A 15,063-nucleotide genomic window follows, 5' to 3' on the forward strand; every position below is an offset into this window, starting at 1 on the left:
GCGCCTGAGGACCGGGGTCTGGGGCGGAGCCCCCAGGGTCGATGGGGGTCCCCCCTGCTCGAGCGAAGCCGAGAGCTTGGGGGAGGGAAGGGGCGGCGGGGGCGAAGGAAATCAGTCGACCTCCGCCACCGCCTGGGCGAACTGCGCCTGGTACAGCCGGGCATACGCCCCGCCGGCGGCCAGCAGCTCCTGATGCGAGCCCTGCTCCACGATCGCCCCGTTCTCCATGACGAGGATCGTGTCCGCGTCCCGGATCGTGGAGAGCCGGTGCGCGATGACGAACGACGTACGCCCGTGCGCCAGTTTGGCCATCGCCTTCTGGATCAGCACCTCGGTACGCGTGTCCACGGAACTCGTCGCCTCGTCCAGCACCAGGATCACCGGATCGGACAGGAACGCCCGCGCGATGGTGATGAGCTGCTTCTCCCCCGCGCTGACCCCACCGCCCTCGGCGCCCTCGGCCCCTTCGTCGGCGAGCACCGTGTCGTACCCGTCGGGCAGGGTACGGATGAACCGGTCGGCGTGGGCCGCCCGCGCCGCCTCCTCGATCTCACCGCGGGTGACCTCGCGCGCGGCCCCGTAGGCGATGTTCTCCGCGATGGTGCCGCCGAACAGCCAGGTGTCCTGGAGCACCATGCCGATCCCGGCACGCAGTTCGTCCCGGGACATGCGCGCTATGTCGACGCCGTCGAGCGTGATGCGCCCGCCGGACACCTCGTAGAACCGCATCAGCAGGTTGACCAGCGTCGTCTTGCCGGCGCCGGTCGGGCCGACGATGGCCACCGTGTGCCCCGGCTCGACCGTCAGCGACAGGTCCTCGATCAGCGGCTTCTCGGGGTCGTAGCGGAACGCCACGTGCTCCAGCGCCACCCGCCCGCGCGCCTCGGCCGGCCGCTCGGCCGGCGAGACGTCGGCCGACTGCTCCTCGGCGTCCAGCAGTTCGAAGACCCGCTCGGCCGACGCGACACCCGACTGCACCAGGTTCGCCATCGAGGCGACCTGCGTCAGCGGCATCGAGAACTGCCGCGAGTACTGGATGAACGCCTGCACGTCACCGATGGACAGCGCCCCCGACGCGACCCGCAGCCCGCCGACGACCGCCACCAGCACGTAGTTGAGGTTCGACACGAACATCATCAGCGGCTGCATGATGCCGCTGTTGAACTGCGCCCTGAAACCGGCCTCGTACAGCGCGTCGTTCTGCTCGGCGAACTGCTTCGCCGACTCCTCCTGCCGCCCGAACACCTTCACCAGGGTGTGCCCGGTGTACATCTCCTCGATGTGCGCGTTGAGCGTTCCGGTCGTACGCCACTGCTGCACGAAGTGCGGCTGCGACCGCTTGCCCACGCGGGTGGCGACCACGAACGACAGCGGCACGGTGATCAGCGCGACCAGCGCCAGGATCCAGGAGACGTAGAACATCATCGCCAGCACACCGACGATGGTCAGCAGCGAGTTGATCAGCTGGCCCATCGTCTGCTGGAGCGTCTGCCCGAGGTTGTCGATGTCGTTGGTCGCCCGGCTCAGCACCTCACCGCGCTGCCGTTTGTCGAAGTACGACAGCGGCAGCCGCGACAGCTTCGTCTGCACGTCCTCGCGCATCCGGTACATGGTGCGGTTCACGGCCCCGTTCACCAGCCGCGTCGCCACCGCCATCAGCAGACCGGCGACCCCGAACACCGCCAGCGCGAGCCCGAGGACACCGCCCACGGCGGTGAAGTCGATGCCCTGGCCCGGGGTGAAGTCGGTGCCGCGGAGCATGTCGGCGACACCGCCCTCACCGCGCGCCCGCATCGCGTCGAGCACCTGCTCCTTGGTGGCCCCGGATGGCATGTCCCGTCCGACGACGCCCTCGAAGACCAGGTCGGTGGCCCGGCCGAGGATCTTCGGCCCGACCACGCTGAGGCCCACGCTCAGCACCGTGCAGGCCAGCAGCACCCAGAGGGTCAGGCGTTCCGGCTTGAACTGTGCGACGAGCCGTCTGCCCGACTCCTTGAAGTTCAGCGACTGCTGGTCGGGGCCGCCCCCGGCCATCATCCGCGCTGCTCCCGCCATCAGGCGGCCTCCGCTTCCGTCAGCTGGGAGAGCACGATCTCCCGGTAGGTCTCGTTGTCCGCCATCAGTTCGTGGTGCCGGCCGGTGCCGACGATCCGGCCCTCGTCCAGGACCACGATCCGGTCGGCGTCCCGGATGGTCGCCACCCGCTGGGCGACGATCACCACCGTCGCCTCGGCGGTCGCCTCGGCCAGCGCCGCGCGCAGGGCCGCGTCGGTGGCGTAGTCGAGCGCGGAGAAGGAGTCGTCGAAGAGGTAGATCTCCGGGCGCCGCACCAGCGTCCGCGCGATCGCCAGGCGCTGGCGCTGACCGCCGGACACATTGGTGCCGCCCTGCGCGATCGGCGCGTCGAGCCCGCCCTCCAGCCGCTCGACGAACTCCTTGGCCTGCGCCACCTCCAGCGCGTGCCACAGCTCCGCGTCGGTGGCGTCCGGGTCGCCGTACCGCAGGTTGGTCGCCACCGTCCCCGCGAACAGGTACGGCTTCTGCGGCACCATCCCCACCGTCCTCGCCAGCAGCGCCGGGTCGAGGTCCGCGACGGGCACCCCGTCCACCAGCACCTCGCCCTCGGTCGCGTCGAACAGCCGGGGGACCAGCCCGAGCAGGGTGGACTTGCCACTGCCGGTCGAACCGATGACGGCGGTGACCTCACCGGGACGGGCCACCAGGTCGACCGACTTCAGCACCGGCTCCTCGGCCCCCGGGTAGGAGAAGCCGCCGCCCCGGATCTCCAGATGACCGTGCCGACGCAGCTCGGTGACGGGCGCGGCGGGCGGCACCACGCTCGAGGAGGTGTCCAGCACCTCCTGGATGCGCTCCGCGCACACCTCGGCCCGCGGCACCATCATGAACATGAAGGTGGCCATCATCACCGACATGACGATCTGCATCAGATAGGCGAGGAACGCGGTCAGATCACCGATCTGCATCCCGCCGCTGTCGATCCGGTGCGCACCGAACCACACCACCGCGATCGACGACAGGTTCACCACCGTCATCACCACGGGGAACATCAGCGCCATCAGATTGCCGACGCCCAGCGACACCTCGGTCAGCTCGGCGTTGGCCTTCGCGAACCGCCGCTGCTCGTACGCGTCCCGGACGAACGCCCGGATCACCCGGTTGCCGGTGATCTGCTCGCGCAGCACCCGGTTCACCGTGTCGAGCCGCTCCTGCATGGACCGGAACAGCGGACGCAGCCGCCGCACGATCAGCGTCACGCAGATCCCCAGCACCGGCACCACCGCCACCAGCACCCCGGACAGCGGCACGTCCAGGCCGAGCGCCATCACGATGCCGCCCACACACATGATCGGCGCCGACACCATCAGGGTGAACGACATCAGCACCAGCATCTGCACCTGCTGGACGTCGTTCGTCGTACGGGTGATCAGCGAGGGCGCGCCGAAGTGACCGAGCTCACGCGCGGAGAACGACTGCACCTGGTCGAACACGGCCCCCCGCACGTCCCGTCCCAGGGCCGCGGCGGTCCGGGCGCCGTAGTACACGGCCCCGATGTTGCAGACGACCTGGGTCAGCGAGATGCCGATCATCAGGGCGCCGGCGGACAGGATGTAACCGGTGTCCCCCTTGACGACACCGTCGTCGATGATGTCGGCGTTGAGGGTGGGCAGGTAGAGCGTGGCGCAGGTCTGCAGGAACTGCAGCAGCACCAGGAGGGCGATGGGTCTCTTGTACGGCCTGAGGTAGGTCCGTAGAAGTCGTATGAGCACGCTGCATCTCTCGGGTGGTCGGCGGGAGCGATCGGTTGCCCCTGGCCCCCATCGTCGGACACCGCACCGGTGTTACCTCAAACGATTTATTTGCCGCGCGCGGCGTCATGAGCGCGCGCTCATGACGCCGCGCGCGCTCATGACGCGGACCTCCCACCCGTGTTCAGGCCCGGAACGCCCCCGGATGGGTCTGCTCGCGCACCGACACGAACTGCTGGCGCACCGCCTGCCCCACCGCCAGGTCCTCGCCGGGCTCCAGCACCTGCGCCGCCGCGCCCTGCCAGAGCGGCGGCGTACGCGGGTCGAGGGTGCCCTGGGACACCCCGAGCGCCCAGGCCGCCTGCCGGGCGGAGCCGATCGCCGCGTAGTCCGCGGGCTGCGGCACCACCACCTGCGCCCCGAACAGCGCGGGCGCCGCCGCCTGCACCGCGGGCAGCTCCGCGGCCTGCCCCAGCAGGAACACCCGCCGGACCTCCACGCCCCGGCCGCGCAGCACGTCCAGCGCGTCCGCGAGCCCGCACAGCATGCCCTCGAACGCGGCCCGCGCCAGGTGCTCCGGCTTCATCGACTCCCGCCGCAGCCCCGACAGGGTCCCGGCGGTGTGCGGCAGGTTCGGCGTCCGCTCGCCCTCCAGGTAGGGCAGCAGCACCAGCCCGTGCGCACCCGGCGTCGACTTCATCGCCAGGTCGGACAGGCTCTCCAGATCGGGCAGCCCGAGCAGCTCCGCCGTCCCGCGCAGGGTCCGTACGGCGTTCAGCGTGGTGACGACCGGCAGGTGCATCCCGGTGGCGTCCGCCAGCGCGGTGACCATGCCGTCGGGGTCGTAGAGGGCCTCGGGGTGGACGGCCATGACGGACCCGGAGGCGCCCAGCGAGACGACCGCGTCGCCCAGCCCGATCCCGAGCCCGAACGCCGCCGCCATCGTCTCCCCGGTGCCGGCCGAGATCAGCAGCCCCTCCGGCGTCGCACCGGCGGCCTCGGCCGGGCCGATCACCTCCGGCAGCAGGGTCTGGTGCCCGAGCGCCAGCTCCACCAGGTCGGGCCGGTAGCCGCCGGTCGCCGCCGCCCAGTAGCCGGTGCCGGAGGCCCCGCCCCGGTCGGTGGTCCGGCGCACCGGACGGCCGAGGAGCTGCCACACCAGCCAGTCGTGCGCCTGCAGCAGCACGGCGGTGCGCGCCGCGTTCTCGGGCTCGGTACGGGCCAGCCAGCGCAGCTTGGTCACCGGGTGCCCGGCCTGCGGCACGCTTCCCACCGCCTGTGCCCACGCCTCCCGGCCGCCCAGAGCGTCGATCAGATCGGCCGCGGCGACCTGGGTCCGCTTGTCGGCGCCGACCATGGCGGGCCGCACGGTGTTGCCCTGGGCGTCCAGCGGCACCAGCGCGTTCGCCTGCGAGGACACCCCGATGGCCTGCACGCCCTCCAGCAGTCCGCCGCCCGCCGCCTCGCCCAGCGAGTACAGCCAGGCCTGCGGGTCGACGTCGGAGGGACGGCCCGTGCCCTGGGGGTTCTCCACCGGATGCGGCGCGTACCCCTGTTTGAGCACGGTTCCGGTGTCCGCGTCACAGACGACGATACGAGTGAAATCGGGCGCACTGTCCAACCCGGCGACTATCCCCATGGCCGAAATTCTGCCGTACCCGGCGACATCACGACTCCGGACCCGTGTCGCACCGCGGGTCCTAGGTGTTGCTGGTGCCCCAGTCGTCCTCGCCGGCGCCCTGCGCGGTGCGCTCGCGCAGGGTGCGTACCCGCTGCGCCACCGAGTCGGGCATCCGGTCCCCGACCTTGTCGCTCACCGCGTGGTACGCCTTGCCCGCGATGCCGCGGCCCTGCTGCGCCGCGGTCTCCGCGGTGTTGCGCACGGCGGGGTTCTGCGCGAACTGCCGCGCGGACTTCTTCAACTGCTCGTAGCGTTCGCGCCCGGCCCTCGTGCCCAGCACGTAACCCAGGACGACTCCGGCGACGAACGTGAGCCGGTAACGCATGGCGGCCACCCTTCCCTCGTGTAGGACTGTGTGCGGGACGGCACAGGTCTCCGGCGCGCCGACGGCGCCGGGGGGTACCGATTGGCAAAGCACCCCCCTGCTTGCGCTAATGTATGTGTCGCAGCGAGCGCGCGCCCTCTGGCTGATACCCAGGGAGGTGCGTTCGATGCAACGAGGCATTCCTCCGTAGCTCAATTGGCAGAGCAGCCGGCTGTTAACCGGCAGGTTACTGGTTCGAGTCCAGTCGGGGGAGCTCGGTCCTCCGTAGCTCAATTGGCAGAGCAGCCGGCTGTTAACCGGCAGGTTACTGGTTCGAGTCCAGTCGGGGGAGCATGCTGAACGAGGACCCCTCCGGGGTCCTTTTTCATGCCTGTTCGCTGCCCGGGGGAACCGTGCGTGACCGGAGGCAGTCCTCATGGTCACGCAGGCCGTGCGCAGTCGATCATTGAGGCAGGAGATCGTATGAGCGGCTATGCTGCGGCAGACGGCACGCACACCTGTGCACGACACGCCGCTATGGGGCGGTAGCTCAGCCGGTTAGAGCAACGGACTCATAATCCGTCGGCCGTGGGTTCGAGTCCCACCCGCCCCACCACCGAACCACGGGAACGCCTGCTCCCCCGCCGAGGGGCGAGCGGCATGCCCCTCGAAGCCCCGCCGGGCTACCGGTGCACGCAGACGAAGAGTGGTGACGCGTCGCGGCCGGGCCGGAGCCATCGAGACCGACGGTCCCCAGCACAAGGACCGGGCTTCCGCCGACAGGAGCAGGGAACGCCTCTTGCGTAACGCCGGGGTCCACCGGGCGGACCGCGTCGACGTGCGCGACGCCCCCGGCAGGCATGAGGTCGAGAGACTCGTCACCGACTTCCTTCAGTGCCTCACCCGACAGATGTCCTTGGCCGGAGACCGGCGGGGAAACGCCTTGAAGACCTGTGTCTCCGCCGGTCTGGACGCATCGGGACCTGAGGGGCCTCGCGGCTTTCTCCCGCAGTTCTCGCAGGCGGCGTCGGCTGCGCACGTGCGTGTACGGTCCGACCGTTGATGTCGTAGCCAGTCTGCTTCTTGAACGCCGCGGCGTGCTCCGTACCCCGCACGCCACCGGCTGCCCCAGTGAGCGCACCGGGGGCAGCCGGTGGGCGTGGTGACGGTCTCTGAGATGAGCACCTCGGCCCGCAACGGTGCGGCGGTCGCACGGGTCGGCGCCGAACTCCGGTGGAGAGGACGCCCCCTGCATCACGCGCAGAACGGGAAAGCCTCAAGTGGTCTGCTGATCACCGAGGATGGTCGAGTCGAGCAGTTTCTCGGTTTCTCCATCGGACAGCGAGAGTGCCAGGGCGAGTTCTGCGAGGACCGGCTCGCGGGCGTGCTTGAGCATGTCCCTCTCGGCCGAGGAGAGCCCGCGCTCCTCCCGGCGTCGCACGAGGTCGCGTACGACGCCGGCGGTGAGCAGGGGGTCGCCGGCCCGGAGCTTCTCGCCGTTGGCCTTGAACCGCCGCGACCAGATCTCCTCCTGCTCGCCGGTGGGAGCCCTCAGGACGTCGAGCAGTTCCCGTACCTGGGCCGCGGCGTAGACCGAGCGCAGTCCCACCTCGTCGGCCTTCTCGACCGGAACGGCGATGTGCAGATCGGTCCGGTGGACCTGGAACTCGACGTAGCGCCTGCTCCTGCCGTTGACCGAGCGGTCGAGGACCTCGGTGACGGTGGCCGGGCCGTGGTGGGGATGGATGAGTGTCTGGCCCTCGGAGAACTGCATGCCGTTCAACCCTCGCTGTGTGTGCGGCGCCGCGCTCGGCCGCGTCCGAGCGTGATGCAGGGCGTACGGCCGTCCCACCGCTCGGTCCCGGCCGCGGACGGCAGGGGGCGGGCAGGTGTGGGAGCGCAGAGAGCGGCGCGGTCATACGGATGAGCGCGCAAAACCTCTGCGAACCAGCTCTTTCATTTTCCCACCACACCGTGCGTGGTTCTGGGTGTAATTCCGGTCACATTCGCGGGGGTGTGTCAGGTCGAAGGGCGGTCCCGGGCAGGGCGCAGGTGTCAGCTGGATGGCATGGCGCTCGGCTTTGTGGTGTCTGTGAGCTGAATACTGTTTTTGGTGTCCTGTTGTTCATGTGCGAGTGGCACGCATGTCGATGGGGTGCGCCTCGCCGGTGAGGGTGAAGCGCCGGATCTTGTACCGGCGCGGATCGAAGGGTGATTCGGCAAGGGTGCGGTGAGGCTCTTGGTGTCGGCGTGCGGCTCGAGGGGGCGGGCGCCGAGCAGGGCACGGACGTCCTGCCGCACCGCATCGGCGTTGCGGCGGGAGGGCCACCGAGCGGCGAGGCAACCGCTGGAGGGTTCATTGCGTGAGGGGTCGAGTGACGCTCGGGCTTTCTTCTCACCGCTTTCCGGGCCGGATCGGATTTCCTCTGTGTGCGCGACGGGCTTCTTTGTCAAGGGCGATGTGTGCCACATCGGAATGGTGTTGAGCGGCGGGTCCGGTGTGTAGCGGCACGGTGTTACGGTTGGTTTTGGATGGGTCTCGACGCCGTTCGAGGTTGACGAAGTGAAAAATCGGCTCGTTGCCAAGAGTGTATCCGGATCGGGAAAGCAAAGCCTGGTTTTCGATGCCGTATTCGCCGAGGGGCGGCGGCTTTATGTCGAATTCCTCTCCGCGCCGGACGGTATGTGAAATCCCTTCTGGAGCCAAGATGAACGCCACAGATGTGCAGGGTGCGGAGGAGAGCCTTCGCCCGGAGTACGACGAGACGGACGTCCCCGCCGCCCGGTCTCCCTCGGGAGACGGCACGGTCGACCCGGTCAAGGACTACCTGCGGCTCATCGCCAGGGTCCGGCTGCTGACCGCCGAGCAGGAGGTGGAACTGGGCAAGCGCATCGAAGCCGGTCTGTACGCCGAGCACCTCCTGGAGGAGGCGTACCCGGACCCGGACTCCGGCCGGGAGTTGACGCTCCTCGCCGAGGACGGGCGCCGCGCGAAGAACCACTTCACCGAGGCGAACCTCCGTCTGGTGGTGTCCATCGCCAAGCGCTACACCGGGCGCGGGCTGCAGTTCCTGGACCTGATCCAGGAAGGCAACACCGGGCTGATCAGAGCCGTGGAGAAGTTCGACTACACCAGGGGCTTCAAGTTCTCCACGTACGCGACCTGGTGGATCAGGCAGGCGCTCACCCGCGCCCTGGCCGACCAGGGTCGCACCATCCGCATACCGGTGCACGCCGTGGAGGTCATCAACCGTGTGGCGCGGATCCGCCGCGAGCTGATCCACAGCACCGGGGACGAGCCCACTCCGGAGGAGCTGGCCGAGAAGGCGGGCATCCCGGTGGAGCGGCTGATTGAACTCAACGCCTACAACAAGGAGCCCGTCTCGTTGGACATCACGCTGTCCGACGAGGGCAGCACCGAGTTCGGCGACCTCATCATGGACAGCGATTCGCCCTCCCCCGGGGACGTGGTCGCCTTCGGCCTTCTCCAGCAGGCCATCCAGACCCTCCTGGCGGAGATGACCCCGCGCGAGGCCGGCATCATCTCCCTGCGCTACGGGCTCCTGGGCGGCAGCCCCCGGACCCTGGAGGAGATCGGCAGGATCTACGGCGTGACACGTGAACGCATACGCCAGATCGAGGCCAAGACGATGAGCAAGCTGCGCCACCCGTCACGCTCGCACGCGCTGCGGGACTATCTCATTGAGGGCTGAGGGCTGAGGGCTGAGGGCTGAGGGCTGAGGGCTGGCGGGTGCCGGTGGGAGCGGCTCAGGGCAGGTGGTGGGCGAGGGCCGTGGCCAGGGCCTTCCGTACCTCCTCCGGAGGGTGGGGGCCCGCGTTCCCGCGACCGGCGCGCCCCGCGGCCGGCCCGCCCTGCCCCACGCCCCCAGCGGCCACGTCTACGACCCGAGGACGACCGTCCGCCCTTGCCCGCACCCGGCGGTGGACGGTCCGTCCGCCCGCCCTCGGCACCCGTCCGTACCGTCCGACCAGCGCGGACGCCGACCGTCCGGGGGCGGACGGACAGGCGGACGAGGAGGCGGACGGCACCCGGACGGGCGACCGCCGCGCCGAGGGCGGGCGGGCTGCGGAGCATCCTGCGTTTCGGGCTGCTTCTCCTCAGGGCGTGCAGATCTTTGACACGCTTTTTTGATCTTGCTTCAGGTGGGCTTGGAGGCGAGGAACCTCGTCCCCCTCGTATCAGCCTTGACGGCCAGCTCTACAAACGTCGCAAGCGGCAGACCCCCCCTCACATCGCTGCCTGCGCACTCCGGAACGAACGCTGCGCCTGACCCAGAACCGTCTCGTGACAGTGATCAAGCCGCGCATGCATGGAGGTCGCCCGTAACGTCTCCCGCATGGTGGCCGTCCGTGACTCCGAGGTGCCCGACGGCCCGATACTCCGCCTCACCCCGGAAGCCTGGACAGGGTTCGCGGCGTCGTTGAAGTGACGCGAGGTGCTGAGGCAGGTCGCTTTGTGCAACCGGCCCCAGCCGAGCAGCGGTGACAGGACGATCGCGGACTCTCCGCTCCACCCGGTGGTTGAGCTGATCAACGTGCGGCGGTCGTCGCACGCCCCTTTCCTGCGGGACGGCTGCCCGTCGGATCGGTGTCAGTGTCCGCCACGGTGTGTGCGCAGGCCGCCCAGCAGGCTTGTGCGGCTGACCTTCAGTACGAGGGTGTCGGTGTCGTCCTGGGGTACGGCCTGGAAGCGGCGCAGGCTCCTGCGCCAGCGGACGGCGGACATCTGCGGTGACCGTGGCACGGACAGGGTGCGGGGTCCGTCGGCGAGCGCGAGGACCAGGTGGGCGGACCAGAGCCCGGTGGTCAGCGTGCTGACCGGTACCTCGGCACGGAAGCGGCCGTCGGATGCATGAAGGTCGAAGTCGCGGACGTCACCGGTCTGGCTGCGCATCCGCAGCAGGGCGAGCCCGTCAGGGAGTGCGGCCACGTCCAGCTTCCCCAGGACGTGGAGCGTGCTGTCCTTCTCCGCCCAGCGGATTTCGCCGGCGCCGACCCGCTTGTCGAGGGTGTGGGCGGTTTCGCCGATGTCGATGGTCAGGTTGCCGTACGGCTTGGTGAAGTAGGGGGTGAAGACGGTGGGGCCCTGCTCGGCGAGTACGGCGATGCGAGGGCGTGTCGTGGTGTCGATGGTGTCGGCTCGGCGGCTGCCCAGGCGTATTCGCCGTTCCATGTCGCCGGCGTGGATCACCAGGTGGATGTCCCAGAGGCCGGGTGTCAGCGGGCTGCCTCCGGCCGCGGTGGCCAGGTCGATGTCGGCGGTGAAGCCGGCCTGGTCATCGTCCGGGACCTGGGGGCTCGCGGTCCGGGCAGTGGGCAGACGGTACTCCTGCGAAGAGGCGCGTTCGCGCAGCAGCACTTCGGTGGTGGTCCGCGTGCTGTCCAGCCGCTGGACGTACGCGTGACCGGTCAGCCGCAGCAGGGTTCCCTCGACCTGGGCGTCGGCGAGGTGGTGAACGTTCTTCAGCTGGCGGCTGACGTCGTAGCAACTGTCCGGCACAGCCGTGTCGAGGTCGCGGAAGTAGGGGTACTCGGCGTACGCCGTACCTTCGTCCAGCACGATCTCGTACCGGCCGCCGGCATCGGCCTGGAAACGCAGCAGTTCCAGGGCCTCCTCGAACATTTCCCGCGCGATCAGGTAGTAGCGCAGCCGGAGGATGGCGGGCAGCTTGTCGATGATGCCCTGGGTGCACCATGCGTCGATGATCTCCTTGGCAGTTGCCAGGTGCTTGAGCTGCTCGTCATGTTCGAGCTCCAGCAGCCGGGGGCCGGACCACGACTTCAGGTCGATGTCGAACTGGCGAAGCAGCAGGTGGTCACGGCGAGGCCCGGCTTCGACGTGTTCGGCGACCAGGGCGCAGATGTCCTTGAGGAAGGCCAGCCGTCCGCCCATGTCCCGGTCGGATGTGGTGATGTTGCCGCCGTCTTCGCGCCGCACCAGGTAGTAGCAGTCGTAGTCGGACACCACGGAGATCACCTCGGCGGCCAGGTAGGCCCGCGAGACGAACATCTGGTCCTCGCCGATGCGGTAGTGGGTGGGGAACCGGAGCCCCAGATCCAGCACGTGCTTGCGACGGAAGAGCTTGTGGGCGGACATCGTCCACCACACCCGCGACTCGAAGAGGTCGGCCCGGGGAAGGTTTCCGGTGAACACCCGCTTGGGAGAGGCTCGGTTGACCCCCACCACCCGGCCCAGGACCACGTCCGACCCTTGTTCGTCGGCGACGGCGAGCATGCGCTCCAGCGCCTCGGTGCCCAGGTAGTCGTCGGCGTCCACGAAGATCACATAGCGGCCTCTGGCCAGTTCGAGGCCGGTGTTGCGGGGAGCGGAGGGGCCTCCGGAGTTCTCCTGGTGCACCACTCGCACCGCGTCGGGGTGTTGCTGAGCGAACCGGTCCAGTTCCTTGCCGGTCCCGTCCGTCGAGCCGTCGTCGACCGCGACGACTTCCAGCCGGTCGAGCCCCAGCGACTGGCTGACGACGGACTCCAGGCATCGTGTCAGATACGGCATCGCGTTGTATGCGCCGATGACAACAGTGACGTCGGGCTCAGGCATCGGGATCGTCCTTGGCAAGTGGATGGCAGGGCGGCAGGCCGGATCCGAACTCCGCCTGGTGTGGGGAGAATAGCGGCATCGGCGTGCGACCCATGGTCGACCCTCGGACATCCGTTCGGTTGCGGTGCGCGGTTGGCTCGGTGCGCTCTCCCGCGCTCGCGGTTGCGGGCTTGATCCTGCTCTCAGGACGGGTTCACAAAAGCGCCGTGGCGGTGCGTCTCCCTCTACCTGGGCACGACCGTGGTCGTGCCCTTCTTGATCGCCCCTGCAGCGATCGCCGTGAGGCCGTCGTGGCGTGCCGCTCCTCCACAGCAGTATGGCCATGACGTCGGGGAGAACGAGGGATCACTGGACCGTTCCGGCTGCGGACGGCCGGTGGCGGGCACGTGGGGGAGCGCAGAGATCGGCGCGGTCATACGGATGAGCGCGCAAAGCCTCTGCGAGCCGGCTCTTCCATTTCCTCACCACGCCGCGCGTGGCCCTGGATGTGGCCTTGGTCATGTTCGCGTGAGCGTGCCAGGTCGAAGGAGGAGATCGGGCAACCTGACGCTGCGTACGAAGGACCTCCACACGAGCGCGCTGTCGACGATCCTGCCGGACCTCGACGAGGACGGCGAGCCGCGGCCGGACGTGCCGGTGGGCGCGCCCTCCTGATCCGTCACCGCGGCCGGGGTTCCGGCTCAGGGCAGGTGGTGGGCGAGGGCCGTGGCCAGGGCTTTCCGTACCTTCTCCGGAGGCTGGGGGCCCGTGCGGGCGGCGCCGGTGGTGACGGCCGCGGCGACCGTGCGGAGCCCGGTGCCGGACAGCCGGGCCGCCTCGCGCAGGACGTGCCAGGCGGCTTCCGAGCTGCACCCGTGGGCGGCCATGAGGATCCCGCGGGCCCGGTCGATCACCGGCCGGGCGGCGATGGCCTGCCGGAGCCGCTCGACCTCCTCCTCCGTCATGGGCGCCCGCTCGGGAGCGCCGCCGCGGAGCGGGGGCCGCAGCGGGTCGGTGGTGTCCAGGCCGGCGAGTTCCAGGAGGCGGCGCGGCTGACCGTTCCAGCGGGTGGCCGTGACCGGCACCGACCACCGGCGGCCGTGGTCGCGCAGCACGTCCAGGAACCGCAGACCCGCCGTGTCCATGAAGCGCACCCCACTCATGTCCAGGTCGACCCGGGCCGTGCGGGCGGGCAGCCGGGCCAGCCTCTCGGCGAGGGTGTCCGCACAGCCCCGGACGAGCTCGCCGCGGGGGGTGAGCAGGGCCCGGTCGGCGTCCATGCGCCCACCGATGACCAGGGCCTCGTGCCGTCCTGAGGAAGAGGAAGGGGATGGTGCCGCGGAGGTCATGTCACCGCCTCGTCGGTCCGTACGTGGCCGGGCGTCGGGTTCGGTCGCCGTGGACCGGGCGGCGGCGGGCAGTGCGGGGTCCGGGCTGCGCTCGCGGATGCGCCTGCCCGGTGTGCGGCGTCCTACACCCCCCGCTTCTCGAACCGGCGTGATTCCGGCGGCACGGGGCGCGGAGTGGTGGGCTGGTGGGGTGCTGTGTGTGTGGGGAGGGGGGCGGCGGCGGGCCGGGGGCGGTTCAGGTGGCCAGGGGGTTCAGGGTCAGGGGGGCGATCTTGCCCTCGAGCATGGCGCCCAGGCCCTGGACGGCGCACACGTCCGGCCGCTCGGCGATGTGCACGGGCATGCCCGTCGCCTGCCGCAGCATCTGGTCCAGGCCCGGCAGCAGGGCGCTCCCGCCGACCATCATGATCCCGCGGTCGGCGAGGTCGGCGACCAGGTCGGGCGGGCAGCCCCGCAGCACCTTGCCGATCCCGTCCAGCACCGCGGTCAGCGGGGTCTGGATGGCGTGCCGCACGGCGGCCGTGTCGACCTTGACCGAGCGGGCCAGGCCGGTGGCGACGTCCCGGCCGTGGATCTCCGTGGACTCCGGCCCGTGCGGGGTGAGCCCGTTGCCCGACAGGGCCAGCTGCAACGGCCGTACGGACTGGCTCGGCAGCATCAGTTCGTGCTGGTGGCGCAGGTGCTGGACGATGGCGTTGTCCACGGCGTCACCACCGACCGGCATGCGCTCGGCCGTCACGATCGACCCGAGGGAGAGCACGGCCACCTGCGTGGTCGCCGCCCCGCACACCAGGATCATGGTCGCCTCGGGATGTTCCACCGGCAGCCCGCAGCCGACGGCGGCGGCGATGAGCGTGTCGACCAGCTCCACCCGGCGCGCGCCCAGCCCCACCAGGGTCTCGATCGTGGCGCGCCGGGCGAGCGGATCGGCGTCGTGCGGGGTGCAGGCGGCGGCGCGCAGGCCCGGTCGGCGGCGCAGCGTGCGGCGGATCCGGTCGCCCAGCAGATGCCGCAGCATCCGCTGCGCCATCTCGATGTCGACGACGGTGCCGCCGGAGACGGGCCGTACGACGCGGATGTAGTTCGGCGTCCGTCCAGTCATCCGCTCCGCGAGTTCCCCGACCGCGATCAGTGCACCGCTGCGGGTGTTCACGGCGGCGGCGGACGGCTGGTCGACGACGAGACCGGCACCCTTGACGTAGACCCGGGTACGGGCCGCTCCCAGGTCGACGGCGAAGTGGCAGCGGCGCAACTGCTCCAGACTGGCGGTCACGGCAGATCCTCCCGAGTGCGCGGTCCTGCGGGGCCGCCGGGTGGCGGACCTCATGACCATCCTGCGCGGATTCGGGGGCGTCCGCTCGTTACGGCTCGTTATGGAGGGCCGGTCGGGGGGCCGCCGAACGGGG

12 protein-coding genes and 3 tRNA genes are annotated in these 15,063 nt (G+C 70.1%); 6 read left to right on the forward strand and 9 right to left on the reverse strand.

The genetic code is table 11. The annotated features are described in order from the left end of the window. Positions 1-111: 111 nt before the first annotated feature. The 4 genes from ACTWJ9_RS23110 to ACTWJ9_RS23125 form a co-directional block, all read right to left on the reverse strand. Positions 112-2,055 (reverse strand): ABC transporter ATP-binding protein, encoded by a 1,944-nt coding sequence (locus tag ACTWJ9_RS23110; RefSeq protein WP_388702012.1) that lies wholly within the window; start codon positions 2,053-2,055, stop codon positions 112-114. Continuing rightward, positions 2,055-3,788: an ABC transporter ATP-binding protein gene (locus ACTWJ9_RS23115; RefSeq protein WP_279336180.1), complete on the reverse strand. Its 1,734-nt coding sequence runs from the start codon at positions 3,786-3,788 to the stop codon at positions 2,055-2,057. Before ACTWJ9_RS23115 ends, ACTWJ9_RS23110 begins: the two co-directional genes overlap by 1 nt. A gap of 163 nt (positions 3,789-3,951) precedes the next feature. Continuing rightward, a complete protein-coding gene (locus tag ACTWJ9_RS23120) occupies positions 3,952-5,406 on the reverse strand; it encodes a xylulokinase (protein WP_279336181.1) in 1,455 nt (484 codons plus the stop codon). Positions 5,407-5,467: 61 nt separating this feature from the next. Beyond that, positions 5,468-5,782: a YtxH domain-containing protein gene (locus ACTWJ9_RS23125; RefSeq protein WP_443294720.1), complete on the reverse strand. Its 315-nt coding sequence runs from the start codon at positions 5,780-5,782 to the stop codon at positions 5,468-5,470. Positions 5,783-5,953: 171 nt separating this feature from the next. Here ACTWJ9_RS23125 and ACTWJ9_RS23130 point away from each other — a divergent pair. The 3 genes from ACTWJ9_RS23130 (at position 5,954) to ACTWJ9_RS23140 (ending at position 6,368) form a co-directional block, all read left to right on the forward strand. Further along, positions 5,954-6,026 (forward strand) — tRNA-Asn (locus ACTWJ9_RS23130). Positions 6,027-6,031: 5 nt separating this feature from the next. Continuing rightward, a tRNA-Asn gene (locus tag ACTWJ9_RS23135) sits at positions 6,032-6,104 on the forward strand. A 187-nt stretch (positions 6,105-6,291) separates the two neighbouring features. After that, positions 6,292-6,368 (forward strand) — tRNA-Ile (locus tag ACTWJ9_RS23140). Positions 6,369-7,028: 660 nt separating this feature from the next. Here ACTWJ9_RS23140 and ACTWJ9_RS23145 read toward each other — a convergent pair. Together ACTWJ9_RS23145 and ACTWJ9_RS23150 are read right to left on the reverse strand one after the other, a co-directional pair. After that, positions 7,029-7,526: a CarD family transcriptional regulator gene (locus ACTWJ9_RS23145; protein ID WP_443294721.1), complete on the reverse strand. Its 498-nt coding sequence runs from the start codon at positions 7,524-7,526 to the stop codon at positions 7,029-7,031. A gap of 621 nt (positions 7,527-8,147) precedes the next feature. Continuing rightward, a complete protein-coding gene (locus tag ACTWJ9_RS23150; RefSeq protein ID WP_279336184.1) occupies positions 8,148-8,471 on the reverse strand; it encodes a hypothetical protein in 324 nt (107 codons plus the stop codon). Here ACTWJ9_RS23150 and ACTWJ9_RS23155 point away from each other — a divergent pair. After that, positions 8,461-9,465, forward strand: a complete 1,005-nt coding sequence (locus ACTWJ9_RS23155) for an RNA polymerase sigma factor (protein WP_387039260.1) — start codon at positions 8,461-8,463, stop codon at positions 9,463-9,465. The genes ACTWJ9_RS23150 and ACTWJ9_RS23155 overlap by 11 nt on opposite strands. Positions 9,466-10,083: 618 nt before the next feature. Next, a complete protein-coding gene (locus tag ACTWJ9_RS23160) occupies positions 10,084-10,203 on the forward strand; it encodes a DUF397 domain-containing protein (protein ID WP_341483698.1) in 120 nt (39 codons plus the stop codon). A 161-nt stretch (positions 10,204-10,364) separates the two neighbouring features. On the opposite strand, the gene ACTWJ9_RS23165 is transcribed toward ACTWJ9_RS23160, so the two are convergent. After that, on the reverse strand, positions 10,365-12,329 hold the full coding sequence (locus tag ACTWJ9_RS23165) for a glycosyltransferase family 2 protein (RefSeq protein ID WP_443294722.1): 1,965 nt from the start codon (positions 12,327-12,329) through the stop codon (positions 10,365-10,367). Between the two features lie 507 nt (positions 12,330-12,836). Between ACTWJ9_RS23165 and ACTWJ9_RS23170 the strand changes: the two genes are divergently transcribed. Continuing rightward, the gene (locus ACTWJ9_RS23170; protein ID WP_279336187.1) at positions 12,837-12,983 is read left to right on the forward strand and encodes a hypothetical protein; all 147 of its coding nucleotides are present in this window, start codon (positions 12,837-12,839) and stop codon (positions 12,981-12,983) included. Positions 12,984-13,009: 26 nt separating this feature from the next. On the opposite strand, the gene ACTWJ9_RS23175 is transcribed toward ACTWJ9_RS23170, so the two are convergent. Then, positions 13,010-13,588: an ANTAR domain-containing protein gene (locus ACTWJ9_RS23175; RefSeq protein ID WP_387039258.1), complete on the reverse strand. Its 579-nt coding sequence runs from the start codon at positions 13,586-13,588 to the stop codon at positions 13,010-13,012. Between the two features lie 304 nt (positions 13,589-13,892). After that, positions 13,893-14,930 carry a rod shape-determining protein gene (locus ACTWJ9_RS23180; RefSeq protein ID WP_279336189.1) on the reverse strand — a complete coding sequence of 346 codons (1,038 nt, stop codon included), beginning with the start codon at positions 14,928-14,930 and terminating at the stop codon, positions 13,893-13,895. Positions 14,931-15,063 lie beyond the last annotated feature (133 nt).

This window comes from Streptomyces sp. GDS52, assembly GCF_052246875.1.
Taxonomy (GTDB): domain Bacteria; phylum Actinomycetota; class Actinomycetes; order Streptomycetales; family Streptomycetaceae; genus Streptomyces; species Streptomyces cathayae.

Coding starts and splice junctions, on each gene's coding strand:
- ACTWJ9_RS23175 (WP_387039258.1), bottom strand. CDS start 13,588: ATGGACGCCGACCGGGCCCTGCTCACCCCCCGCGGCGAGCTCGTCCGG.
- ACTWJ9_RS23155 (WP_387039260.1), top strand. CDS start 8,461: ATGAACGCCACAGATGTGCAGGGTGCGGAGGAGAGCCTTCGCCCGGAG.
- ACTWJ9_RS23160 (WP_341483698.1), top strand. CDS start 10,084: ATGGAGGTCGCCCGTAACGTCTCCCGCATGGTGGCCGTCCGTGACTCC.
- ACTWJ9_RS23165 (WP_443294722.1), bottom strand. CDS start 12,329: ATGCCTGAGCCCGACGTCACTGTTGTCATCGGCGCATACAACGCGATG.
- ACTWJ9_RS23110 (WP_388702012.1), bottom strand. CDS start 2,055: ATGGCGGGAGCAGCGCGGATGATGGCCGGGGGCGGCCCCGACCAGCAG.
- ACTWJ9_RS23120 (WP_279336181.1), bottom strand. CDS start 5,406: ATGGGGATAGTCGCCGGGTTGGACAGTGCGCCCGATTTCACTCGTATC.
- ACTWJ9_RS23145 (WP_443294721.1), bottom strand. CDS start 7,526: ATGCAGTTCTCCGAGGGCCAGACACTCATCCATCCCCACCACGGCCCG.